Origin of the sequence: Novosphingopyxis sp., from assembly GCF_965218915.1 — a bacterium.
In the GTDB taxonomy this organism is placed as follows: Bacteria; Pseudomonadota; Alphaproteobacteria; order Sphingomonadales; family Sphingomonadaceae; genus Novosphingopyxis.
Genome location: NZ_OZ244708.1, coordinates 2,854,458 through 2,875,841, shown reverse-complemented (window position 1 = coordinate 2,875,841; position 21,384 = coordinate 2,854,458). Strand labels below are relative to the sequence as shown.

Sequence of the window (21,384 nt, the reverse complement as noted above, 5' to 3'; positions counted from 1 at the left end):
CTCAGGCGCTGCGCCGGTTCATCCGCTCGAGCGTTTCCAGCGCGGCTTTAAGCGCCTCGTCCATGTCGTCGGCGGGTTCATCGGGCGTTGCGACGGCCTGCACCGGGCGCGGCGACAGCGGCGGCAGTTCGTCCTCGTCGAAATCCGCCGCAACGGAAGCGTCCGCCGGGGGTTCGATGGTGTCCGGTGCGGCAGGCTCCGCGATCGGATCGGCCGCTTCGCCGATGCCCGGAGCAGGTTTCGCGGTCTCGGGGGCGCGCACGGCGCGCAGGCGGCGTTCGAGCCGGTCGACCAGTTCGCCGAGGTCGAGATCGGCATAGGACAGACCGTCTCCGGCGGTCACCGGTCCGTCGGCCTCCGCGGCTTTATGCAGGTCCTGTGGCGGTGGGCCAAGCGGGCGCCAGGCTCGCGGTTCAAGCGTCGTGGCCGCAGCCGGCACGGCGCGCGGCGCAGACATGTCGGCCGCCGGATCGACGGGCGGCTCGTCGAAGCCGCCGACCTCTTCGGACGCCGCAGGTTCGGGCTGCGCAAATCCCCCGTCTACATCGCCCAGATCGGCGCTGGCAAAGATCGGGCGGCGCGGGGGGGCGTCGGGGTGGCGGTCCGGTCGGTGCAATCTGGGCAAGTCGTCGAAGCCGCGAATGCCGCGTTCGTCGCCGGACTCGCGGCCGGCCAGGCCATCGAGCTTGTGCTTGACCCGCGCGAACCAGCCGGCGGGCGCGCCGCCGTCCGCGCTCGTCTCATTGCTATCGGCCGTAGCGCCGGAGCGGCGGACGCCGCCGAAGCGGGGCATGCGGAAAGGGGCGGCGGACATGGGGCTTTCTCCCTGATTGTCGCGAGCTGGCCGGGCGCCGTTGCCGAGCAAGGCGAGCACGATTCCGGCAACCACCACCGCCGCGACGAACGCGATGGCCAGCCGCGCGGTGGCGCCGAGCGGCGGAGCGGTTTGCGGGATGATCTCGGACAGACCGCTCGAGGCGGTAAAGTTCTCCATCACCCCGACCGGCACGACCAGGGTGATCGCGCTAGCCGCGCAGCCCGCCAGCAGCGCGGCGGCAATGGGCAGATGATGCTTTTCCAGTCTCATGGCCGCTCCAAACTCGGCGCGAAGCTCAGGCCGCGCGTCCTACGGAGGATCGCTGTAGCAGCGAATGGTAAACGGGATCGTAACGATGGACGTTCCTCGCCCAGTCGCGCTCGCGATGCACAAAGGCCTGCGCATGATCGCGCCGACCTTCCCAGCCGCCGCGATCGTGGAGCAACCCGGCGACGGCATCGGCCAAGGCCTCAGGATCGTCCGGCGCGAACAGCGTGCCGGTGCGGCCATGCGCGATCAGCTCGCGATGGCCGCCGACGTCGGAGGCCGCTACCAGACGGCGCTGCGCCATCGCTTCCAGCGGCTTCAGCGGCGTCACCAGCTCGGTCAGCCGCATCGCCTTGCGCGGATAGACCAGGATATCGACCAAGCTGTAATAGCGCTCGACCTCTTCATGCGGCACGCGGCCGGCGAAACAGATCGAATGCGATGCACCGGAAGCCGCCGCCTGCGCCTTCAGCGCCGCTTCGCACGGACCGCCGCCGACCAGCAGCAATTGCGTGCCGGGCTGGGCCATGCGGAGATGCTCCATCGCCGCTATGGCCACGTCGATCCCCTCATAATCGTAGAAGCTGCCGATGAAGCCGACCACCGGGCCATGGCCCAGGCCGAGCTGTGCGGCCAGTTCGTCGTCTCGCCGCCGGGGGGTGCCGAACAAGTCGAGATCGACGCCGTTGGGCGCGACGATGATCTTGTCCGGATCGATGCCACGCGCGATGAGATCGCCGCGCAGCCCCTCGCAGATCACCGTCACCGCGTCGGCCTGCCGCACGACATGCGTCTCAAGCGCGCGGGTGAGCTTGTAACGTGCGCTGCCTTCGGTCCCGGTGCCGTTGCCCACCGCCGCGTCCTCCCAGAAGGCACGGATTTCGTAGACGAACGGCAGGCCGAGCCGTTGCACCGCGCGGTGCGCGGCGAGCCCGTCCAGCACCGGCGAATGCGCGTGGATCAGGTCGAACGGCCAGCGTGCGTGCAGGTCGCAGATACGGTCGGCGAGCATCGCCACCTCGCGATATTCGCGCATCGGCGAGGGCAGCGCGGTGTGACCGGGGGTGCGGTAGAAGGTCAGCCCTTCGTGGAGTTCAGCCTTTTCGCCGGCGCCCCCGCCATTGGCCGAATGCCTGAGGCCGGTGAGCCCGGCGACCTGCCATCCGGCGCGCTCCTGCGCCTTCATGATCGCGCGGGTGCGGAAGGTATAGCCGCTGTGCAGCGGCAGGCTGTGGTCGAGGACGTGGAGGATGCGCGCCATGGCCTTGCGAATGCCGCAAAAGGCTTAACGGGCCGTCAACCCAAAGCGATTAGGGCGCGTGGAATATAGAGGAGCGAGCCCGCCGCCGCCGATGATCGACCATTTTTCCATCCTGCTCAGCCACGGCCTGCTGCTGCTCGCCTTCTGGCGGTTGCTGCGCCGGCCCGAGCTGGACGACGAGCCGGCGCCCGCCCCCTCGCCCGGCGGCGAGGACTGAGCGCCGATGCGCGATCTCTATCTGCTCGGCTTCCTCGGCCTGTTCCTGCTGTGCGGGCTGCGCAAGCCGTTCCTGTTCACGCTGGTCTACGCCTATGTCGATATCGTCGCGCCGCAGCGGCTGAGCTATTTTCTGCTCAATGCCGTGCCGGTCTCGCTGGTGGTATTCGCCTTTGCGCTGCTGGGTTTCCTGATCGACCGCGGCAAGCGGGACGCCCGCTTCTCGCCGCGGCAGGCGTGCATGCTCGTGCTGCTCGCCTATGCCGGATACACCACGCTGACCGCCGACGTCCCGCTCGCCGCCGCGGAGAAATGGAGCTGGGTGTGGAAGGCGCTGGTGTTCGCGATCTTTTTGCCGCTGACCCTGCGCACGCGCTTGCGCATCGAGGCGCTGGCGCTGACCATGGTGCTCTCGCTCGCGGCGCTGGTGGTGAACGGCGGGATCAAGACGCTGCTGTCGGGCGGCGGCTACGGCGCGCTGGTGATCCTGGTCGAGGACAATAGCGGGCTCTACGAAGGCTCGATCATCAGCTGCGTCGCCATCGCGGTGATCCCGCTGATCTGGTGGATCGCCCGGCACGGCACGATCTTCCCCTCCGCCGATCCACGCTGGCGCAAAGCGATGGGGGCGTTCGCGCTGGCGCTCACCTTTGCCTGCGTCCTGATCCCGATCGGCACGCAGGCACGCACCGGCCTCGTCTGCCTCGGCGTGCTGTATGTGCTCTCGCTGCGGTTCTCGCGCTACAAGTTCGTCTATGCCGGAGGCGCGGCGCTGCTGGCGCTGGCGGCCGTCCCGTTTCTGCCGACCAGCTTCAGCGACCGGATGGGCACGATCCAGAATTACGACAAGGACGAATCCGCCTCGACGCGGCTGGCGGTCTGGGCGTGGACCTGGGATTATGTGAAGGCGCATCCGGGCGGCGGCGGCTTCGATGCCTATCGCCAGAACAAGCTGCGTTACGAGCTGCCGGTGATGGACGCCAACGGCTTCGACACCGGAAACGTCGACGTGCACGAGGTGGTCGACGAGGGCCGCGCCTATCATTCGAGCTATTTCGAGATGCTCGGCGAGCAGGGCTTTTTCGGGCTCATCCTGTGGCTGATCATCCATGTCGGCGGGGTCTGGCGGATGGAGATGGTGCGGCGGCGCTACCGCAGCAGCGAGCGCGAGGACGAGCGTTGGATCGCCCCGCTGGCGCAGGCGCTGGAGAACGGGCAGATCGTCTATCTCACCGGCTGCCTGTTCGTCGGCATCGCCTATCAGCCGTTCGTCTACATGCTGATCGCCATGCAGATCGGGCTCGACACCTATCTGGCGCGGCGGCGCAAGGCCGAGGGGTTTCGGACAATGGCGGCATCGCTTCGACTGGCCGGGACGCGCGCCGCCGGCGCCCGAACCGGTGGAGGGTCGGTTTGAACATTCCCACCCCCGTCATTGCGTCGCCTGCGGCTCGGCTCGCAATGACGATTATCTTATCCGCATCGGTCTTGGCTGTAATCTCGAAATCCGCACCGACTCGCCATCCCTGAACCGCTGGCGTGGACATGGACCCGGCAGCCGCCTATCTCCGCGCCCGAACCGGCCCCCGCGGCCGCGCGAGATGCACAGATACGGGAGCGAGCGACATGGCCGGCAAAGCGACCGATCCCCTGACCAAGCCAGTCCCCCTGCCGAAGCAGGACGAGCTGGCGGCCGCCTGGAAGCAGGTGACCGACTATTGGGATTCCACCGCCAGCTGGTTCCAGCTGCACTGGGTCGAAGTGCTGATCGGCATGGCCGTGGCGGCGGTGCTGTTCGTGCTGCTGTCCGCGCTCAAGCGGCTGGCATCGCGCTATGTCCGCCGGAGCGAGGACTTGACCGGCTACCGCGTGATCATCGGCCGGGCGATCGCCAAGACCACGCGCAGCTTCCGCTTCCTGGTCGCCGCCGAGCTGGTGGTGACCTATGCCGATGCACCCGGCTGGCTGGAACGCACGATCGGCTTCCTGTTCACCATCGCGGTGGTGCTGCAGATCGCGATCTGGGTGCGCGAGCTGGTCATCGGCTTCATCGAACGGCGCAGCTATGCGGGCGAGGAGACGCACGAGACGCTCGACAGCGCGATGACGCTGATCCACATCTTCGTCAGCTTCATCATCTTCGCCATCGCCCTGGTGGCGATCCTCGGCAATCTGGGCGTGGACGTGACCGGGCTGGTCGCGGGTCTGGGCGTTGGCGGCATCGCCATCGGCCTCGCCGCGCAGGGCATTTTCGCGGACCTGTTCGCGGCCGTCGCGATCATCTTCGACAAGCCCTTTGCCAAGGGCGACACGATCCAGTTCGACAGCTTTTCCGGCACGGTCGAGGAAGTGGGCCTGAAGACCACCCGCGTCCGCGCCGTGAACGGCGAACTGATCATCATTTCCAACGCCAATCTGCTGAACAAGGAAATCGAGAACCTGACGCGCCGGCAATATCGGCGCACGCGGTTCGGGATCACGCTCATCTACCAGACAGCGCCGGAAAAGGCGGACAAGGTGCCCGACATTCTGCGGGACGTGATCGAAAGCTGCGGCGCGACGTTCGTGCGCGCGGGCTTCGTCGATTTCGGGTCGAGCTCGATCGACTTCCAGGTCGATTTCGACGGACCGGCCGATTTCGCCGCCAGCTACGCGCTGCGCCACCGCGTCGGCATCGCCATCTACGCGCGCTTCGCCGAGGAGGGCCTCGAATTCGCCTATCCCACGCAAACCACCTTCACCGCCGCACCCGACGGCGAGATGATCCTGCCCTATCCGCAGGTCCAGCCGGTCCGGCGGATCGAGGGGGAGGCGGAAGGATAGTCATACCGGGAATGGATCTGCCTGCCGTAACGGCAACCCGTTTTGCTTGAGAAAAAAGCCGCGAAGCGCCATGGTCGCGCCATACCGGATAAAGGAGAGCGGCATGGCCGAAACGATCGCGCCCGCGGCGCTGAAGGACAGGATCGGCGAGGAGCTGGGCGTATCGGACTGGGTGACGGTCGATCAGGCGATGATCGATACCTTCGCCGAGGCGACGGGCGATCACCAGTTCATTCATGTCGATCCCGAGCGGGCGAAGCTGACCCCGTTCGGTGGCACCATCGCCCACGGGTTCCTGACGCTGTCGCTGCTCCCGCGCCTCGCGGCGGCGGCCGACATGCCGCGGCCCGAGGGTCTGAAAATGGGGGTCAACTACGGCGGCAACAAGGTCCGCTTTCTTGTCCCCGTCCCATCCGGATCGCGCGTGCGCGGTCGCTTCAAGCTGCTGGAACTGGAGGAAAAGCGCCCCGGCCAGTGGCAGCAGACGCAGTTGTTCACCGTCGAGATCGAGGGGCAGGACAAGCCCGCGCTGATCGCCGAATGGATCAGCCAGTTTTTCGTTTGAAAGGGTTTCTCACGCAAAGACGCAAAGCCGCAAAGAGAAGAAATTGAGCAGCCGAATTGAAAATCTGGCGAAGATCGCAGTCGATGCCGGCTTTCATATCCATCGGGATTTAGGCCCAGGTCTGCTGGAATCCGTTTATGAAGCGGTCCTGGCATCCGAACTGGAAAGGCGCGGGTTGAAGATTGACCGGCAAAGGCCGGTCGAAATTAGATATCGGGGCGTCGTAGTCCGGGAAGGTTTCCGTGCGGACATTCTCGTCGAAGACATGCTGCTGATAGAATTGAAGTCGGTCGAACGAATGCAACCGGTTCATGGCAAACAGGTTCTAACCTATTTGAGGTTGTTGGACCTGCCGCTGGGCCTCTTGATGAACTTTGGTGGCGCCACCTTCAAGGAAGGCATAAAACGTATTGTCAATAATCATGACAACTTCGCGCCTTAGCGTCTTTGCGTGAAACCATAAAAAGAAGCGCTTCCAGCCCCATAGCGAACCCGAATATCCTTCCGAGCCGTTCGATCCCTGTTTAACAAAAGGAATATCCCATGCGTGACGCCGTCATCGTTTCCACCGCCCGCACCGCCATCGGGCGTGCCTATAAGGGCGCGTTCAACAATACCCAGGGGCCGACGCTCGGCAGCTATGCGGTCAAGGCCGCGGTCGAGCGGGCCGGGATCGACGGCGGCGAGGTGGACGACTGCATCATGGGCGCCGCGCTGCAGCAGGGCACCACGGGCGGCAACGTCGCGCGCCAGATCGCGTTGCGTGCCGGGCTGGGCGTCACCGTGCCGGGCATGACGATCGACCGGCAATGTTCGTCGGGCCTGATGAGCATCGCCACCGCCGCCAAGCAGATCGTCATCGATCGCATGGACTGCGTCGTCGCGGGCGGACTGGAGTCGGTTTCGCTGGTGCAGACCAAGGACATGCGGGTCGCGCCCGATCCGGAACTGCTCGCCATGCACGGCGCGATCTACATGCCGATGCTGCAGACCGCCGAGACGGTGGCGCAGCGTTACGGCATCGGCCGCGAACAGCAGGACGAATACGCCCTGCGCTCGCAGCAGCGCACCGCCGCCGCGCAGGCCGCGGGCAAGTTCGACGACGAGATCGTGCCGGTGACCACGGTGATGAAGGTGCAGGACAAGGCAACCGGCGAGATTTCCGACAAGGAAGTGACGATCAGCAAGGACGAGGGCAACCGGCCCGAAACCACATTGGAGGGCCTGAGCGGCCTGAAGCCGGTGATGGGCGAAGGCACCTCGATTACCGCGGGCAACGCCTCCCAGCTTTCCGACGGCAGCGCGGCCAGCGTGCTGATGGAAGCTTCGGTGGCCGAGCAGAAGGGCCTGACCCCGCTCGGCCGCTATGTCGGCATGGCGGTGGCGGGCACCGAGCCCGACGAGATGGGCATCGGCCCGGTCTTCGCCATTCCCAAATTGCTCGAGCGCTTCGACCTCAAGGTCGACGACATCGGCCTGTGGGAACTGAACGAGGCGTTCGCGGTGCAGGTGCTCTATTGCCGCGACAAGCTCGGCATTCCGGACGAACTGCTCAACGTCAACGGCGGTTCGATCTCGATCGGGCACCCTTACGGCATGACCGGCGCGCGCTGCACCGGGCACGCGCTGATCGAGGGCAAGCGCCGCGGCGCAAAACATGTCGTCGTGACGATGTGCGTCGGCGGCGGCATGGGCGCGGCGGGGCTGTTCGAGGTGCTGTGACCTCTCTCCCCTTCAGGGGAGAGATACGAAGACTTGCTGCTTCGGCAGCTAGTCGAAGTTGAGAGGGGCGCGAAACGGCACTTCCCCTCTCCCAACCCTCTCCCCTGAAGGGGAGAGGGCTATTGCGGTCACTCCATCACCACCCCGCGTACCATGACCCAGTCGACATGCTGCAGCGTGGTCGCGTCCTCCAGCGGATTGCCCTCCACCGCGATGATATCCGCCGAAAAACCCGGCGCGATCCTGCCGACCTCGCCTTCCATGTCGAGCAGCCGCGCCGCGACCGTGGTGGCGCTGGCCAGCGCCTCGCGCGGGGTCAGCCCGGCGTCGACCATCATCTGGAACTCCTCGGCATTGCGGCCATGCGCGAACACGCCGGCATCGGTGCCGAACGCGATCGGCACGCCCAGCCGCTTGGCGATACCGACGGCCTTGCCGACCTCGCTCAGCGTCATGCGGATCTTGTCCTCGACCACCGGGGTGTAGATGCCTTTGCCCAGTCCCTCGGATACGCCGCGAAAGGCCAGGAGCGTGGGCACGAGATAGGTGCCTTTCTCCTTCATCACCTCAAGCGCCTGCTCGTCGGCGAATGTGCCGTGCTCGATCGAATCGATGCCCGCCGCCGCCGCCGCCTCCACGCCGCGCGCGCCGTGGGCATGCGCGGCGACCTTGAGGCCGAGGCTGTGGGCGGTATCGGCGATGGCGGTCATTTCTTCGTCGGTGAAATGGGCGCCGAGCCCGCGGCCCTGCTGGCTGAGCACGCCGCCGGTCGCGGTGATCTTGATGAGATCGGAGCCGTTCTGGCTGGCGAGCCGCACCTTGGCGGCGCACTGGACCGCGCCGGTGCAGGTGAAACCGGGATCGAGAACCAGATTCACTTCAGGGGTGAAGCCGCTGACGTCGCCATGTCCGCCGATGATCGACAGCGGCGGACCGGAGGCCAGAATGCGCGGCCCTTCGATCAGCCCCTCGGCGGTGCCCCGGCGTAGAACGAAGGCGGTTTCCTGCGCCGAGCCCACATCGCGCACGGTGGTAAAGCCCGCCTTCACGGTTTTCCGCGCGTTCTTGGCGCCGACCACCACGCCCCATTCGGTCGGCTCGGTCGCTTCCTTCCAGAAGTCGCCGCCCGGATCGCCGGTGAGATGGACGTGCATGTCGATCAGGCCGGGCAGCACGGTCTTGTCCGACAGGTCGATCACGTCCGCGCCGGTCGCGGTGCGATCGATGCCGGCCGTGATCGAGACGATCCGGCCGTCCTCCACCACGATGGTGGCCGGGCCCATCGGCTCGGACGCGGCGTCGGCGATCAGATTGCCGGCCAGGATGGTCTCGGCGGCAACCGGCGCGGCGATGCCGAGCAGGGGCAGAGCGAGCAAAAAGGCTTTCATGTGTTCTCTCCGGTCGGCGAACCGCGCGGTCGTTTCACCGGCGATTCGGTTCCAAGCCGGCCGGCGGAAAGCCGGAAGGTCACAAAAGGCGCGATACGTCCCCCCCTTGTCGGCCCTCCCCCGAAGCCCGCACGGGGCGATGAGGCTGGGACGATCGGAGCGGGGCGTTCCATGAGACGTAGTCTAAGCCAAAAGACGCGATGTAGGACAGGACAAAGTTGCGGAGCGGGAAACGCGCCCGCCCGACCCGCCATGAGTGGGGGCAGGGAAACACTTGCAAGGCGGATCGCGTCCGGGGCAGAGGGGCAACCGATCATGGATGTGCCCACCACCCGATCCGAGCTTCGGCAATTCGCGCAACGTCATCCCTATGCGCTGGCCGCGCTGGCGGGAGTCTTCACGGCGATCGGGTTCGCCCCGCATTACGGCTTCGTCGCCGTGCCGCTGTTCGCCTTCGCGCTGCTGATCCGGCTGCTGTTCGAAGCCGGCAACAAGCGCCGCGCGTTTCTGATCGGCTGGCTGTTCGGGCTCACGCATTTTTCCGTCGGGCTGAACTGGATCGCCACCGCCTTCACCTATCAGGCGGAAATGCCGGCCTGGCTCGGTTGGATCGCGGTGGTGCTGCTGTCCGTCTATCTCGCGGTCTTCCCTGCGCTGGCGGGCCTTGGTGCGTGGTGGATCGCGCGGGGGCGGCCGATCGCCTTCATTCTGGGCTTTGCCGGCCTGTGGATTCTCACCGAATGGATGCGCGGATGGCTGTTCACCGGCTTTCCGTGGAACCCGCTGTCGAGCATGGTCGTCGACAACGGGATGCTGCCGCAGCTGACGCGGCTGATCGGCACCTACGGTCTGTCGGGCTTGCTGCTGCTGGTACCCGGACTGCTGGCGCTGGCGGGACATATCGGCAAGCGCGACCGCGCCGGATGGGCGCTGGGCGCCGCCAGCCTCGCGGTCATCGCCGCGATGTTCGTTCCCAAAAACGCGCTCAGCGATCCGCTCCCGGAATCCGGTTCGCACATCGCCATCGTCCAGCCGAATATCGGGCAGGACATCGCCAACGATTCCGCGCGCTACGAGGAGTTCTTTCAGCGTCTGGTCCGGCTGTCGCGGCCCGATCCGGGGGCGCCTCCGTTCGACCTCGTCTTCTGGCCCGAGGGCGCCATCCCCGATTATCTCGAAAGCGGCTATCCGCGGCGGTTCTACATGAACACCACCTACGGCGCCGCGGCCGAGCTGGCGCGCGCGCGGATCGCCGACATCGCGCGCGGGGGCCTGCTGATCACCGGCGCGCAGGATCTGGAGCTGACCGGCGACCGGCTCACCGGCGCGCGCAATGTCGTCACCGCGATCGGGCCGAGCGGCAATCGAATCGGCAGCTATGCCAAGGCGCATCTCGTGCCATATGGCGAATATCTGCCGATGCGCGGCCTGCTCGAGCCGATCGGCCTGTCGCGGCTCGTCGCAGGCGCGCTCGATTTCGATCCCGGTCCCGGTCCTCGCACTCTGCCGCTGCCGGGCGAGCCGAAAATGGGCGTACAGATCTGTTATGAGATCGTGTTTTCCGGCCGTGTCGTGGACGGGAAGGATCGCCCCGCCTTCATCTTCAACCCGTCGAACGATGGCTGGTTCGGCGCCTGGGGTCCGCCGCAGCACCTGAAGCAGGCGCGGATGCGCGCGATCGAGGAGGGGCTGCCGCTGGTGCGCGCGACCACCACCGGGATCAGCGCGCTGGTCGATGCCGACGGCCGGGTCCTGCAATCGCTGGGTCCGGGCGAGGAGGCGCGGATCGACGCGATCCTGCCGCCCCCGCATGCGCCGACGCCCTTTGCGCGCTTCGGCAACTGGCTCGCCATCCTGCTCGCCGCGCTGCTGATCGCGGGCGGGATTGCAAGCGCGCGCGCGCCCCGCTAGGGCGCATATAAAGCATTCTTTATATCATCCCGAAATCGAAGAGGCATTTCCTCCATGCGCAGCGATTACATCTTCACTTCAGAGAGCGTCAGCGAAGGCCATCCCGACAAGGTCGCCGATCAGATTTCGGACGCGGTCGTCGATCTCATGCTGGAAAACGATCCCGAATCGCGGGTGGCCTGCGAAACGCTGACCACCACCAACCGCGTGGTGCTGGCGGGGGAAATCCGCTGCCAGCCGCTCTACGACGCCGCCGTGCACCGGCTGACCCATGGCTGGGCGCCGGGCGCGCGTCAGGCGATCGAGGAGGCGGCGCGGCGTACGGTGCGCGATATCGGCTACGAACAGGACGGCTTCCATTGGGAGACGCTGGAATTCGAGAATCATCTGCACGGCCAGTCGAGCGAGATCGCGCAAGGCGTCGACGCGAAGGACAACAAGGACGAGGGCGCGGGCGACCAGGGCATCATGTTCGGCTTCGCCTGCGACGAGACGCCCGACCTGATGCCGGCGACGCTGGATTACGCCCACAAGATCCTCTCGCGCATGGCGGCGGACCGCAAATCGGGCGCGGCCGACTTCCTGGAGCCAGACAGCAAGAGCCAGGTGACGCTGCGTTACGCGGACGGCAAGCCGGTCGGCGCCGAGGCGCTGGTCGTCTCCACCCAGCACGCGCCAGGCTATTACCATCATGGCGGCGAGGGTGACGCGAAGCTCTACGGCAGGCTCACCGACTATATCCGAGGCGTGTTCGACGATGTGCTGCCGGACGGTTTCGTCGGCGACGACACGGTGATCCACGTCAACCCCACCGGCCGCTTCGAAATCGGCGGGCCGGACGGCGATGCCGGGCTCACCGGCAGAAAAATTATCGTGGATACGTACGGGGGCGCGGCGCCGCATGGCGGGGGTGCGTTTAGCGGCAAGGACCCGACCAAGGTCGACCGTTCGGCCGCCTATATCACGCGGTATCTGGCCAAAAACGTCGTCGCCGCGGGGCTCGCCGCGCGCTGCACGATCCAGCTGAGCTACGCCATCGGGGTGGCCGAGCCGCTGTCGGTGTACGTCGACATGCACAATACCGGTTCGGTCGACCCCGCCAAGCTGGAGACCCTGCTGCCGCAGCTCGTGCGCCTCACCCCGCGCGGCATCCGCACGCAGCTGGGGCTCAACCGGCCGATCTACCAGCCGACCGCCGCCTACGGCCATTTCGGCCGCGACGTGCAGGGCGACCTGTTCCCGTGGGAAAAGACCGACCTCGCCGACCAGCTCAAGGCGGCGTTCTGATCCGCCGCCCATGACGGCCTGCACCAATGACGGCCTATAAGAAGGGCGACCCGACCACGCTGAACCGGCTCTACGGCCGGTCCAGGGGCAAATCGCTGCGGGGGCGCCAGCAGCGGCTGATCGACGCGCTGCTGCCGCGGATCGCGGTGCCCGGCGAGGGGCCGGTGACCGCCCGGGCGCTCTCGGGAACGGACCGGCCGCTGCATTTCGAGATCGGCTTCGGCTCGGGCGAGCACATGGCGGCGCGCGCCGACCTGCTGCCCGATCACCTGTTCGTGGGCGCGGAGCCCTTCGTCAACGGCGTGGCGGCGGCGCTGGCGCACATCGAGGACCGCGCGCTGCCCAATATCCGGCTGCACCACGGCGATGCGCTCGACGTGCTGGCGCGCATGCCGGACGGGTCGCTGAGCTTCGTCTATCTGCTGCATCCCGATCCCTGGCCCAAGGCCCGCCATGCCAAGCGGCGGATGATGAACCCGGGGCCGGTCGACCTGATCGCGGCCAAGCTGAAACCCGGCGGCGAATTTCGTTTCGGCACCGACCATCCGGTGTATCTGCGGCATGCGCTGATGGTGATGCGGGAGCGTGCCGAGTTCGAATGGCTGTGCGATCGGCCCGCGGACTTTCTCACCCGGCCGGGAGGATGGACCGAAACGCGCTACGAAGCCAAGGCGCGCGCGCAGGGCCGCGAGGTCTGGTACTTCCGCTACCGGCGGCGGGAGGACTGAGGCCGTCCGTCCTCGACCGGGCGGAGCGGCGCCTTGGGCTCGTGGCCCGTTCACCTCACCAAAGGCGCAATTTCATGAAACTCTACGGCTCGTCATTCTCGCCATTTGTCAGAAAAGTTCTGGTGTTCTGCCGGGAGGCAGGGATCGACCACGAACTCGTCGGTATCGGCCGCGTTTCGGCGTCGGTCATGTTCCGGCGCGGCGCTGCGAAGCGCCCTCACCACTGCGACTAAGCCGCCGCTTCGCGCCGACTAAGTCTCGTTCCTCTCCCGCGAGCGGGAGAGGGGAAGAGAATAGCCTTCTCCCGCCCGGGCGGGAGAAGGATACGCAAGCTTAGAGCGAAGCTCTTAGCTGAAGTTGGATGAGGGTGGGTGGCGCGTCAGCGCCAGCGATGGGTCGTCGCGGCGCTGCGAAGCGCCCTCACCACTGCGCCCCGGATCAAGTCCGGGGCTCGTTCCTCTTCCGCAAGCGGGAGGGAGGATGGAAGTCCATATAACCAAAAAGGAACAAATCGCTTGACATCGTCACGCTAATATGGCACATATAGGAACGATCGAGATAATGCGATTCGGGGCGTCGGCTCCCGCCTGTCGGGCGGGGGCCTTTTTCATGCCCGGTCTGGAATTGGGAGAATGTCATGACGGAGACGTTGATCGGGCCGCAGCGCGGCCTGCCATTGCAGCGGCGCAGGGTGCGCAAGGACGGATGGACCGACAAGCGGCGCACGATGTTTCTGAACGCGCTGGCGGACAGCTGCAACGTCAAGCTTTCGGCGCAAGCGGCGGGCCGGTCGGCGCACACCGCTTACAAGCTGCGCGACCGCGATCCGGAGTTCGCGGCGCATTGGCAGGCGGCCCTGCGCATCGGCTATGAGCGACTGGAGACCGCCTTGCTGCGCCGCGCGTTGCGGCTGACCGGCGCGCACGAGTCCAATGACGGCGAATGGGCGCCGGACGACGCGCCGGATCAAGGCGGCTCCGCCCTGTTCGCCGACATGACCGTATCGCAAGCGATGGACTTGCTGAGCAGGCACAAGGCCAATGTCGCCGCCGGGGGCGGCGCGAATATCAACGTCCGCCATATTCCGACGTCCGACGAAGTGGACGAGCTGATCATAGACCGCATCGCGGTGCTGAAAAGGCAACGGGAGCGATTGGCTTGACCGGCGGCCGCAGCGAAGCCCTCGCCCAATTCATATCGCTGGACGAGCCCGGTCAGCGCATGGTGCTCGGCCGCATGCCGCCCCATTTCAAGCTCGAACTGTCCGAGCGGTGGCACGGCTTCGAACATGGCGGGCAGCGCATGCCGGGGGGAGATTGGCGCGTCTGGCTGATCCGCGCCGGGCGCGGCTTCGGCAAGACGCGGGCGGGGGCGGAATGGGTGAGCGAATTCGCAAGGCTCAATCCGGACGCGCACATCGCGTTGGTCGGCGCGACCAGCGAGGATGCGCGGCGCGTGATGGTCGAGGGACGCAGCGGGTTGCTGAACGTGGCGCGCAGCTGGGAACGGCCGCGCTGGAAGAAAGGCGCGGGCGAGGTGCATTTTCCGTCCGGCGCGGTGGCCACGGTCTATTCGTCCGAAACGCCGGACGTCTTGCGCGGGCCGGAACATCACGCCGCCTGGTGCGACGAGCTGGCCAAGTGGCGCCAGGCCAAGCCGGCGTGGGACAATCTGATCTTCGGGCTGCGGCTCGGGTCCAATCCGCGCGCGGTCGTCACCACCACGCCGCGCAGCGTTCCGATCATGCGGCAGGTCATGGCGATGAAAAGGTTCGTCGAGACGCGCGGCGCCACGCGGGACAACCCGCATCTCGATGGCGATGTGATCGCCGATCTGGAGGCGGAATACGGCGCCAGCAATTTCGGGCGGCAGGAGCTGTCGGGCGAGCTGATCGACGATGTCGAAGGCGCGCTGTGGGGCCGCGCGCTGCTGGAGGCGCGGCGCTGCGCGGTGCCGGAGGTGAAGGACCGCCGCCGCGTGGTCGTCGGCGTCGATCCGCCGGCGGGGGCGGGGGCGGGCGATGCCTGCGGGATCGTCGTCGCCGCGCTGACCGGGCCGGACCGCGCGGTGGTGCTCGCCGACTGCAGCGTGGCGGGCGAAGGCCCGGCGGGCTGGGCGCGCGCGGTGGCGCGCGCCGCCAGGGAATGGGGCGCGGACCGGGTGATCGCCGAGGTCAATCAGGGCGGCGCGATGGTCGAGAACGTGCTGCGCGCGGCCGACGCGGTGCTGCCGGTGAAACGGGTGCACGCCAGCCGGAGCAAGACGGAGCGGGCCGAACCGGTGGCCACGCTCTACGAGACCGACAAGGTGCGCCATGCGGGCTGCTTTCCGGAGCTGGAGGACCAGCTGTGCGGGCTGCTCGTGAACGGCGGCTATGCCGGCCCGGGCCGCTCGCCCGACCGCGCCGACGCCGCGGTCTGGGCGCTGGGCGAGCTGCTGCTGGGCCCAAGGCGGGCGACGGCGCGGGTGCGCTGGCTGTGAATACGCAAAATCCTCCCCGGAACGGGGAGGGGGACCGTTCGCGAAGCGAATGGTGGAGGGGGCTCTCCGGATCGCGCGTTGCTCTCGAACGAGAGCCCCCTCCGTCACGCGCTTCGCGCGCGCCACCTCCCCATGAACGGGGAGGATCCAATTCAAAGGCGATTATGTGCTTTGCAAACCCAGTCGGATGGAAATTCAGAAACGGCATGGCTCCGCCTTTCTTTGCTGGCATCTCAAGCCTCATGGCGATCCCGCCCGAGACCCCAGCTTTCGCTGGGGTGACGAACAAATGAAACGGGTTTGCAAGGTACATAATCGCCAATTCAAAAGGACATCATCATGACCATTCTCAACTCCCTGCGCCTCGCCTTCAAAGGCGCGGGCGCGGCCGAACGTCCGCGGCTGGCGCGCTGGTTCAGCTCGCCCTGGGGCGCATCGTTCACCGATGACGCGCCCTTCTCCTATGAAGCCTCGATCCGCGCCGGCTACGAGCGCAATCACGTGGCGCAGCGTGCGGTGCGGATCGTGGCCGAGGGCGTCGGCGGCCTGGCCGTGACCAGCGCCGCGCCCGGCCTCGCCGCGCTCGCCAATGCGTCGAGCGCGGGCCAGCGCCTGTTCGAGACGGTGAGCGCGCAGCTGCTGCTCCACGGCAACGCGTTCGTGCGGATTCTGCGCGGGGCAGGCGAGCCGGCGGAGCTGTTCGCGCTGCGCCCCGACCGGGTGACCATCCTGCCCGACGCGCGCGGCTGGCCCGCGGTGTTCCGGTATCGCGCCGGCGAAGCGGTGGAGGCGATCGACGCGGTCGGCGCGGACGGGCGGCCGCAGATCGTGCACATCAAGGGCTATCATCCGCTCGACGATCATTACGGGCTGGGCTGTCTCGGCGCGGCGGCCGAGGCGATCGCGGTGCACAACGCCGCGACCCGCTGGAACCGCGCGCTGCTCGACAACGCCGCGCGGCCGTCGGGCGCGCTGATCTTTAATCCGGGCGACGGCGCGGAACTCTCGCCCGAACAGTTCGCGCGGCTGAAGGCCGAGCTGGAGGGCTCCTATCAGGGGCCGGGCAACAGCGGGCGGCCGATGCTGCTCGAAGGCGGGCTCAGCTGGCAGCCGATGGCGCTGACCCCGGCGGACATGGATTTCGCGGGGTTGAAGGAGGCCGCGGCGCGCGAGATCGCGCTGGCCTTCGGGGTGCCGCCGATGCTGCTCGGCCTGCCCGGCGACAACAGCTACGCCAACTACCGCGAGGCGAACAAGGCGCTGTGGCGGCTCACCCTGCTGCCGCTGGCGCAGACGATCTGCGAGGCGCTCGGCGAGGGGCTGGCGGGCTGGTTTCCGGGCGCCGCGCTGACCGTGCCGATCGACGATATCCCGGCGCTGGCCGAGGACCGCGAGCGGCTCTGGGCCAGCGTGACCGCGGCGGATTTCCTGACCCGCGAGGAAAAGCGGGAAATGCTGGGGCTCTGACAACCCCCCTCCCACGGGGTGGGGAGGATCGAGGAGATTGCACATGAAGACCGACGACATGCTGGCCGGGCTCGCCGCCGAGGCCAAGCGCGAGGGGATCGACGTGGTGACGCTGCGCGCGATCATCGAGGAGGCGAGCGACGCCGGCGCGGCGCGCGCGCTGGAACGGCTGGGCCTGTCCGACGGCGCGGCGCACGCGGACGTCAAGGAACTGCGCCAGCTGTTGGCGGCGTGGCGCGAGGCCAAGCGCGGCGCGCTGAAGGCGGCGCTCGACTGGCTGGTCAAGGGCCTGCTGGCGCTGCTGCTGATCGGGATCGCGGTGCGGCTCGGGGCCGGGGAGTGGGTGCGGTGAGCGGTCTCCTTGCTCCCCTCCCGCTCGCGGGAGGAGCGGGCGGGCCCGCCTTGTTTTCTCCCTCCCCGCTCGCGGGAGGAGCGGGCGGGCCCGCCTTGTTTTCTCCCCTCCCGCTCGCGGGAGGGGCCGGGGGTGGGCCCGTTTTGCGATCGTCGGAGCGCGATCCTGCGGACCGCGCGCCCACCCCCAACCCCTCCCGCGCGCGGGAGGGGAGCAGCCTCCGCATCGCCGGATACGCCGCGATCTTCCATATCGAGGACCGCGGCGGCGACGTCATCGAACCGGGCGCGTTTACCCAGAGCCTCGCGGCGATCGAACCCGGCGCGCTGCCGCTGCTGTGGCAGCACGATCCGCTGCGCCGCATCGGCACCGTCACTTATGCGGCCGAGGACCGCAAGGGCCTGCGCGTGATCGCCGCGCTGACGCCCGAAGGCGCCGCGCTCGCCCGCCGCGATTGGCACGGCGGGCTCAGCTTCGGCTACCGCGTGAGGGCGAGCGAGGGCGAGCGTCCCCGGCGCCTGCTGCAACTCGATCTCGTGGAGGTGAGTTTGGTGCGGCTGCCGATGCAGGCGCTGGCCAAAATACACCTCCGATCGGGTTAGCCTGTTCGTCCGACCACCCAGCGCCGCCCCACCGGGCGGCTTTTTTTCGTCCAGAATCCACCCCAAGAAAGGAATTACCCATGGATATCACGACCACCGACGCGCTCTCCCAGCCGGCGATGACGCCGCAGCCCGATCCGCTGGAGGCCTCGTTCGAGGCGGTGCTCCGCGCCGACGAGCACGCGGCCAAGATCGGCGGGCTGCGGACCGACGTCGATCAGCTCAAGACCGATGTGGGCGGGCTGCGCGCCCGCATGGACAAGGTCGCCGCCGCCGCCGCGCGGCCGGTGCTGGCGGGCGCTGCCGCGGGCGAGCCGGGCGATGCGCCGGTTGCCGCCGCGCCCGAGGTGAAGAGCTTCATCGAGGGCTATCTGCGCCGGGGCCGCGAGACCGAGGTGAAGGCGATGAGCGGCGCTTCGGGTCCCGAAGGCGGCTACGCCGTGCCGCGGCAGATCGACGCGCTGATCGGGCGCTCGCTGCTCGACATCTCGCCGATCCGGTCGATCGCCACGGTGGTGCAGACCGGCACGGCGGGCTACCGCAAGCTGGTGACCACCGGCGGCACGCCGTCGGGCTGGGTCGGCGAGACGGCGGCGCGGCCGGAGACCGACACGCCCGATTTCGCCGAAATCGCGCCGCCGACCGGCGAGCTCTACGCCAACCCCGCCGCCAGCCAGGCGATGCTCGACGATGCCGCGTTCGACGTGCAGGCCTGGCTCGCCGACGAGATCGCCCGCGAATTCGCCCGGGCCGAGGGCGCGGCGTTCGTGAACGGCACGGGGGTGAACCAGCCCAGGGGCTTTCTCGCCGCCCCGGTCAGCGACTATCCGGACGACATGCGCGCGTTCGGGGAGTTGCAATATTTTCCGAGCGGTTCGGCGGGAAGCTTCCGGACAACCAATCCGGAAAACACGCTGGTCGATCTGGTGCACGCGCTCAGGCCGGCCTACCGTCAGGGCGCGGCGTTCGTGCTGAACTCGGCCACGCTGGCGCGCATCCGCAAGTTCAAGACCGCCGACGGCGCGTTCCTGTGGCAGCCCTCGCTCGCCGCCGGACGGCCGGACACGCTGCTCGGCTATCCGGTGGTCGAGGCGGAGGACATGCCGGACATCGCGGCGGACGCGCCCGCCATCGCGTTCGGCAATTTCCGCGAGGGCTATCTGATCGCCGAGCGCACCGCCACCAGCATCCTGCGCGATCCGTTCACCAACAAGCCGTTCGTGCATTTCTACGCGACCAAGCGCGTCGGCGGCCAGGTGATGAACGCCGAGGCGATCAAGCTGCTGCGGTTCTCGGCGAGCTGAGGCAAATCCTCCCCGGAACGGGCACCCATCAAAATACTACTTTGATGGGACCCAGCGGGGAGGGGGACCGCCGACGCAGTCGGGGGTGGAGGGGTTTCCCCATGAAGTAACACTTCATGGGGACCCAGTGGAGGGGTTTCCCCATCAAGTAGCACTTCATGGGGACCCAGTGGAGGGGTTGCCCCATGAAGTAACACTTCATGGGGACCCAGTGGAGGGGCCGGGGCGCTGGCATCGCAAAGCTTGCCCCCTGCGAAGGAACCGCTTCGGCCCCTCCGTCACGATGCCTGTCGGCATCGCGCCACCTCCCCGTTCCGGGGAGGATTTAGACCGGCCCACCAAGGCCGTGCGCGCATCCGGCCGTCTCCCCGCCGGATGCGGGCTTTTTTCATCCTCAACCGAAAGGCCGTTCCCATGCGCTTTCCCCCCGGTCTGGTTACGACGACCGCGCCCGATCCCGGCCCTGCCGCGCTCGCGTCGCTGAAGCAATATCTGCGCATCTCGGTCGAAACCGAGGATGCAGCCCTCGGCGAACAGCTGCGCATCGCCTACGAGCTGTGCGAGCGCTTCCTGGGCGTGACCCTGATCGTGCGCGACATCGCCGAGGTGACGACCGCGGGTTCGGGCTGGCACGTGCTGACGCATCGCCCGGTGATCGCGATCGACGCGGTCGACGGGCTGCTCGCCGACGGGCCGGATATCGCGCTGCCGGTCGCTGCCTATGCGCTCGATATCGCCGCCGACGGCGGCGGGCGTATCCGGATCGAGCGGCCCGGCGCCGCCGGGCGGGTGCGGGTGCGTTACAACGCCGGGATCGCGGGCTATTGGGACGGCGTGCCCGAGCCGCTGCGCCAGGGCATCGTCCGGCTGGCGGCGCATGGTTACAGCGAGCGCGGCGGCGCCGCCCCGCCGCCCGCCGCCGTCGCCGCCCTGTGGCGGCCCTATCGCCGCATGGTGCTGGCATGAGCGGGGCGGAGCGGGTGACGCGCGCCTTGTCGCGGCGCGGGACCGACATGGCGGCGCGGCGCGTGGAGCGGCGCAAGGCGCTGCTGGCGCAAATCTATGGCGAGGCGCTGCCGGACGCGGAGGTTTCCGAGGATGCGCGCGGCGTGACCGTGCGGGCCAGGCGGCTGCGGGCGCGGCTCTTCGCCGATGCGTGGGCACGCTGGCCGGGGAGCTGGCTGCGATGAGCGCGGCGACGGTCCTGCGCGCGGCGGCGCTGGCGGCGCTCCGGGCGGACCCGCTGCTGGGCGAGCAAGCCAACGGGGTCTATGGCCGCGTGCCGCCCGGCGCGCAGCCGCCGTTCCTGTCGGTGCCCGACATCGCCTCGGTCGACTGGAGCACCAAGACCGCGCGCGGCCGCGAATTGCGGCTGGCGGTGCTGATCGAGGTGGATCAGGCCGATCCCTCGCCGCTCGGTCCGCTGGCCGATGCCGCCGAAACCGCGATCCTGGCCCTGCCGCGCGATCTGCCCGGCTGGCGCGTCGCGAGCATCGTCTATGGGCGCGAGCTGGCGAGCGACGAGGGCAAGCGCCGCCGCCGCCTGATCGAATTCCGCGCGCGGGTTCTGGCCACCTAAATCCTCCCCGAGCTCGCTCGGGGAGGGGGACCATGCGCAGCATGGTGGAGGGGTGAACAGCGCAACGCCCCTTCCAGCGCCCTTTCGCTTCATCGCGCGGCTTACCCCTCCACCCCTCGACTGCGTCGAGCGGTCCCCCTCCCCCCGCTTCGCGCGGGGAGGATTTTGTTTCACCAAAAGGAGAACCATCATGCCGGCCGAAAAAGGCAGCGCCTTCCTACTCAAGATCGGCGACGGGGCGGCGAGCCCGGCCTACGCCACCGTCGCCGGGCTGCGCACCACGCAGCTGTCGATCAACGGCGAGGCGGTGAACGTCACCAACAAGGATAGCGGCGGCTGGCGCGAACTGCTGCCCGGCGCGGGCGTGCGATCGGTCAGCGTGTCGGGCGCGGGCATCTTTACCGGGTCCGACGCCGAGACGCGGCTGCGCGCCCACGCGCTGGCCGGCGCGATCGACGATTACGAGCTGAGCTTCGAGAGCGGCGAGCGCATGCGCGGGCGTTTTCTCGTCAGCCGCCTCGACTATGCCGGCGATTACAACGGCGAGCGCAACTACACGCTGAGCCTGGAAAGCTCGGGCGCGGTGGCGAGCCTGTAAATCCTCCCCTGCCTTC

At 68.0% G+C, this 21,384-nt stretch carries 23 protein-coding genes; 20 read left to right on the top strand and 3 right to left on the bottom strand.

The window, feature by feature from the left end; genetic code table 11:
* Position 1: 1 nt before the first annotated feature.
* Positions 2-1,087, bottom strand: coding sequence for a hypothetical protein (locus tag ACOQPC_RS13595; RefSeq protein WP_420606254.1), 1,086 nt, complete (start codon positions 1,085-1,087; stop codon positions 2-4).
* Between the two features lie 25 nt (positions 1,088-1,112).
* Positions 1,113-2,345, bottom strand: a complete 1,233-nt coding sequence (locus ACOQPC_RS13590; RefSeq protein WP_420606253.1) for a TIGR04063 family PEP-CTERM/XrtA system glycosyltransferase — start codon at positions 2,343-2,345, stop codon at positions 1,113-1,115.
* Between the two features lie 58 nt (positions 2,346-2,403).
* On the opposite strand from ACOQPC_RS13590, the gene ACOQPC_RS13585 reads away from it, so the two are divergent.
* The 6 genes from ACOQPC_RS13585 to ACOQPC_RS13560 all read left to right on the top strand — a co-directional run bounded on the left by ACOQPC_RS13585 (position 2,404) and on the right by ACOQPC_RS13560 (position 7,671).
* Positions 2,404-2,562, top strand: coding sequence for a hypothetical protein (locus ACOQPC_RS13585; protein ID WP_420606252.1), 159 nt, complete (start codon positions 2,404-2,406; stop codon positions 2,560-2,562).
* A 6-nt stretch (positions 2,563-2,568) separates the two neighbouring features.
* On the top strand, positions 2,569-3,978 hold the full coding sequence (locus ACOQPC_RS13580; protein WP_420606251.1) for a putative O-glycosylation ligase, exosortase A system-associated: 1,410 nt from the start codon (positions 2,569-2,571) through the stop codon (positions 3,976-3,978).
* A gap of 209 nt (positions 3,979-4,187) precedes the next feature.
* Complete coding sequence (locus tag ACOQPC_RS13575; RefSeq protein WP_420606250.1) at positions 4,188-5,384, top strand: mechanosensitive ion channel family protein; 1,197 nt, start codon at positions 4,188-4,190, stop codon at positions 5,382-5,384.
* Positions 5,385-5,487: 103 nt separating this feature from the next.
* Positions 5,488-5,949, top strand: coding sequence for a MaoC family dehydratase (locus tag ACOQPC_RS13570; RefSeq protein ID WP_420606249.1), 462 nt, complete (start codon positions 5,488-5,490; stop codon positions 5,947-5,949).
* A 43-nt stretch (positions 5,950-5,992) separates the two neighbouring features.
* A complete protein-coding gene (locus tag ACOQPC_RS13565) occupies positions 5,993-6,391 on the top strand; it encodes a GxxExxY protein (RefSeq protein WP_420606248.1) in 399 nt (132 codons plus the stop codon).
* A 101-nt stretch (positions 6,392-6,492) separates the two neighbouring features.
* Positions 6,493-7,671, top strand: coding sequence for an acetyl-CoA C-acyltransferase (locus ACOQPC_RS13560; RefSeq protein ID WP_420606247.1), 1,179 nt, complete (start codon positions 6,493-6,495; stop codon positions 7,669-7,671).
* A 128-nt stretch (positions 7,672-7,799) separates the two neighbouring features.
* Here ACOQPC_RS13560 and ACOQPC_RS13555 read toward each other — a convergent pair whose 3' ends face one another.
* Positions 7,800-9,059 (bottom strand): amidohydrolase family protein, encoded by a 1,260-nt coding sequence (locus ACOQPC_RS13555; protein WP_420606246.1) that lies wholly within the window; start codon positions 9,057-9,059, stop codon positions 7,800-7,802.
* 315 nt (positions 9,060-9,374) lie between these two features.
* Between ACOQPC_RS13555 and lnt the strand changes: the two genes are divergently transcribed.
* The 14 genes from lnt to ACOQPC_RS13485 all read left to right on the top strand — a co-directional run bounded on the left by lnt (position 9,375) and on the right by ACOQPC_RS13485 (position 21,368).
* Complete coding sequence (gene lnt / locus ACOQPC_RS13550) at positions 9,375-10,970, top strand: apolipoprotein N-acyltransferase (RefSeq protein WP_420606245.1); 1,596 nt, start codon at positions 9,375-9,377, stop codon at positions 10,968-10,970.
* A 54-nt stretch (positions 10,971-11,024) separates the two neighbouring features.
* On the top strand, positions 11,025-12,257 hold the full coding sequence (gene metK, locus ACOQPC_RS13545; protein ID WP_420606244.1) for a methionine adenosyltransferase: 1,233 nt from the start codon (positions 11,025-11,027) through the stop codon (positions 12,255-12,257).
* Positions 12,258-12,283: 26 nt separating this feature from the next.
* Positions 12,284-12,985 (top strand): tRNA (guanine(46)-N(7))-methyltransferase TrmB, encoded by a 702-nt coding sequence (gene trmB / locus ACOQPC_RS13540; protein WP_420606243.1) that lies wholly within the window; start codon positions 12,284-12,286, stop codon positions 12,983-12,985.
* A 74-nt stretch (positions 12,986-13,059) separates the two neighbouring features.
* Positions 13,060-13,218, top strand: a complete 159-nt coding sequence (locus ACOQPC_RS13535) for a glutathione S-transferase N-terminal domain-containing protein (protein WP_420606242.1) — start codon at positions 13,060-13,062, stop codon at positions 13,216-13,218.
* A gap of 404 nt (positions 13,219-13,622) precedes the next feature.
* Positions 13,623-14,147 carry a hypothetical protein gene (locus ACOQPC_RS13530; protein WP_420606241.1) on the top strand — a complete coding sequence of 175 codons (525 nt, stop codon included), beginning with the start codon at positions 13,623-13,625 and terminating at the stop codon, positions 14,145-14,147.
* The gene (locus tag ACOQPC_RS13525) at positions 14,144-15,466 is read left to right on the top strand and encodes a terminase large subunit domain-containing protein (RefSeq protein WP_420606240.1); all 1,323 of its coding nucleotides are present in this window, start codon (positions 14,144-14,146) and stop codon (positions 15,464-15,466) included. Before ACOQPC_RS13530 ends, ACOQPC_RS13525 begins: the two co-directional genes overlap by 4 nt.
* 339 nt (positions 15,467-15,805) lie before the next feature.
* The gene (locus tag ACOQPC_RS13520) at positions 15,806-16,933 is read left to right on the top strand and encodes a phage portal protein (protein WP_420606239.1); all 1,128 of its coding nucleotides are present in this window, start codon (positions 15,806-15,808) and stop codon (positions 16,931-16,933) included.
* A gap of 43 nt (positions 16,934-16,976) precedes the next feature.
* The gene (locus ACOQPC_RS13515) at positions 16,977-17,285 is read left to right on the top strand and encodes a DUF6127 family protein (RefSeq protein ID WP_420606238.1); all 309 of its coding nucleotides are present in this window, start codon (positions 16,977-16,979) and stop codon (positions 17,283-17,285) included.
* Positions 17,286-17,428: 143 nt separating this feature from the next.
* On the top strand, positions 17,429-17,887 hold the full coding sequence (locus ACOQPC_RS13510; protein WP_420606237.1) for an HK97 family phage prohead protease: 459 nt from the start codon (positions 17,429-17,431) through the stop codon (positions 17,885-17,887).
* An 80-nt stretch (positions 17,888-17,967) separates the two neighbouring features.
* A complete protein-coding gene (locus ACOQPC_RS13505) occupies positions 17,968-19,191 on the top strand; it encodes a phage major capsid protein (RefSeq protein WP_420606236.1) in 1,224 nt (407 codons plus the stop codon).
* Positions 19,192-19,605: 414 nt separating this feature from the next.
* A complete protein-coding gene (locus tag ACOQPC_RS13500; RefSeq protein ID WP_420606235.1) occupies positions 19,606-20,157 on the top strand; it encodes a head-tail connector protein in 552 nt (183 codons plus the stop codon).
* Positions 20,154-20,381 (top strand): hypothetical protein, encoded by a 228-nt coding sequence (locus ACOQPC_RS13495; protein WP_420606234.1) that lies wholly within the window; start codon positions 20,154-20,156, stop codon positions 20,379-20,381. Before ACOQPC_RS13500 ends, ACOQPC_RS13495 begins: the two co-directional genes overlap by 4 nt.
* Entirely contained in the window at positions 20,378-20,770 is a 393-nt protein-coding gene (gene gp17 / locus ACOQPC_RS13490) for a tail completion protein gp17 (protein ID WP_420606233.1), read from the top strand. Before ACOQPC_RS13495 ends, gp17 begins: the two co-directional genes overlap by 4 nt.
* A gap of 190 nt (positions 20,771-20,960) precedes the next feature.
* The gene (locus ACOQPC_RS13485) at positions 20,961-21,368 is read left to right on the top strand and encodes a phage major tail protein, TP901-1 family (protein WP_420606232.1); all 408 of its coding nucleotides are present in this window, start codon (positions 20,961-20,963) and stop codon (positions 21,366-21,368) included.
* Positions 21,369-21,384: the final 16 nt, after the last annotated feature.

Excerpts from the sequence above, each read along its gene's own strand:
- metK (WP_420606244.1), top strand. The coding sequence starts at position 11,025 with ATGCGCAGCGATTACATCTTCACTTCAGAGAGCGTCAGCGAAGGCCAT.
- trmB (WP_420606243.1), top strand. The coding sequence starts at position 12,284 with ATGACGGCCTATAAGAAGGGCGACCCGACCACGCTGAACCGGCTCTAC.
- ACOQPC_RS13520 (WP_420606239.1), top strand. The coding sequence starts at position 15,806 with ATGACCATTCTCAACTCCCTGCGCCTCGCCTTCAAAGGCGCGGGCGCG.
- gp17 (WP_420606233.1), top strand. The coding sequence starts at position 20,378 with ATGAGCGCGGCGACGGTCCTGCGCGCGGCGGCGCTGGCGGCGCTCCGG.
- ACOQPC_RS13500 (WP_420606235.1), top strand. The coding sequence starts at position 19,606 with ATGCGCTTTCCCCCCGGTCTGGTTACGACGACCGCGCCCGATCCCGGC.
- ACOQPC_RS13590 (WP_420606253.1), bottom strand. The coding sequence starts at position 2,345 with ATGGCGCGCATCCTCCACGTCCTCGACCACAGCCTGCCGCTGCACAGC.
- ACOQPC_RS13575 (WP_420606250.1), top strand. The coding sequence starts at position 4,188 with ATGGCCGGCAAAGCGACCGATCCCCTGACCAAGCCAGTCCCCCTGCCG.
- lnt (WP_420606245.1), top strand. The coding sequence starts at position 9,375 with ATGGATGTGCCCACCACCCGATCCGAGCTTCGGCAATTCGCGCAACGT.
- ACOQPC_RS13485 (WP_420606232.1), top strand. The coding sequence starts at position 20,961 with ATGCCGGCCGAAAAAGGCAGCGCCTTCCTACTCAAGATCGGCGACGGG.
- ACOQPC_RS13560 (WP_420606247.1), top strand. The coding sequence starts at position 6,493 with ATGCGTGACGCCGTCATCGTTTCCACCGCCCGCACCGCCATCGGGCGT.
- ACOQPC_RS13580 (WP_420606251.1), top strand. The coding sequence starts at position 2,569 with ATGCGCGATCTCTATCTGCTCGGCTTCCTCGGCCTGTTCCTGCTGTGC.
- ACOQPC_RS13570 (WP_420606249.1), top strand. The coding sequence starts at position 5,488 with ATGGCCGAAACGATCGCGCCCGCGGCGCTGAAGGACAGGATCGGCGAG.
- ACOQPC_RS13515 (WP_420606238.1), top strand. The coding sequence starts at position 16,977 with ATGAAGACCGACGACATGCTGGCCGGGCTCGCCGCCGAGGCCAAGCGC.
- ACOQPC_RS13595 (WP_420606254.1), bottom strand. The coding sequence starts at position 1,087 with ATGAGACTGGAAAAGCATCATCTGCCCATTGCCGCCGCGCTGCTGGCG.
- ACOQPC_RS13530 (WP_420606241.1), top strand. The coding sequence starts at position 13,623 with ATGACGGAGACGTTGATCGGGCCGCAGCGCGGCCTGCCATTGCAGCGG.
- ACOQPC_RS13535 (WP_420606242.1), top strand. The coding sequence starts at position 13,060 with ATGAAACTCTACGGCTCGTCATTCTCGCCATTTGTCAGAAAAGTTCTG.
- ACOQPC_RS13555 (WP_420606246.1), bottom strand. The coding sequence starts at position 9,059 with ATGAAAGCCTTTTTGCTCGCTCTGCCCCTGCTCGGCATCGCCGCGCCG.
- ACOQPC_RS13505 (WP_420606236.1), top strand. The coding sequence starts at position 17,968 with ATGGATATCACGACCACCGACGCGCTCTCCCAGCCGGCGATGACGCCG.
- ACOQPC_RS13495 (WP_420606234.1), top strand. The coding sequence starts at position 20,154 with ATGAGCGGGGCGGAGCGGGTGACGCGCGCCTTGTCGCGGCGCGGGACC.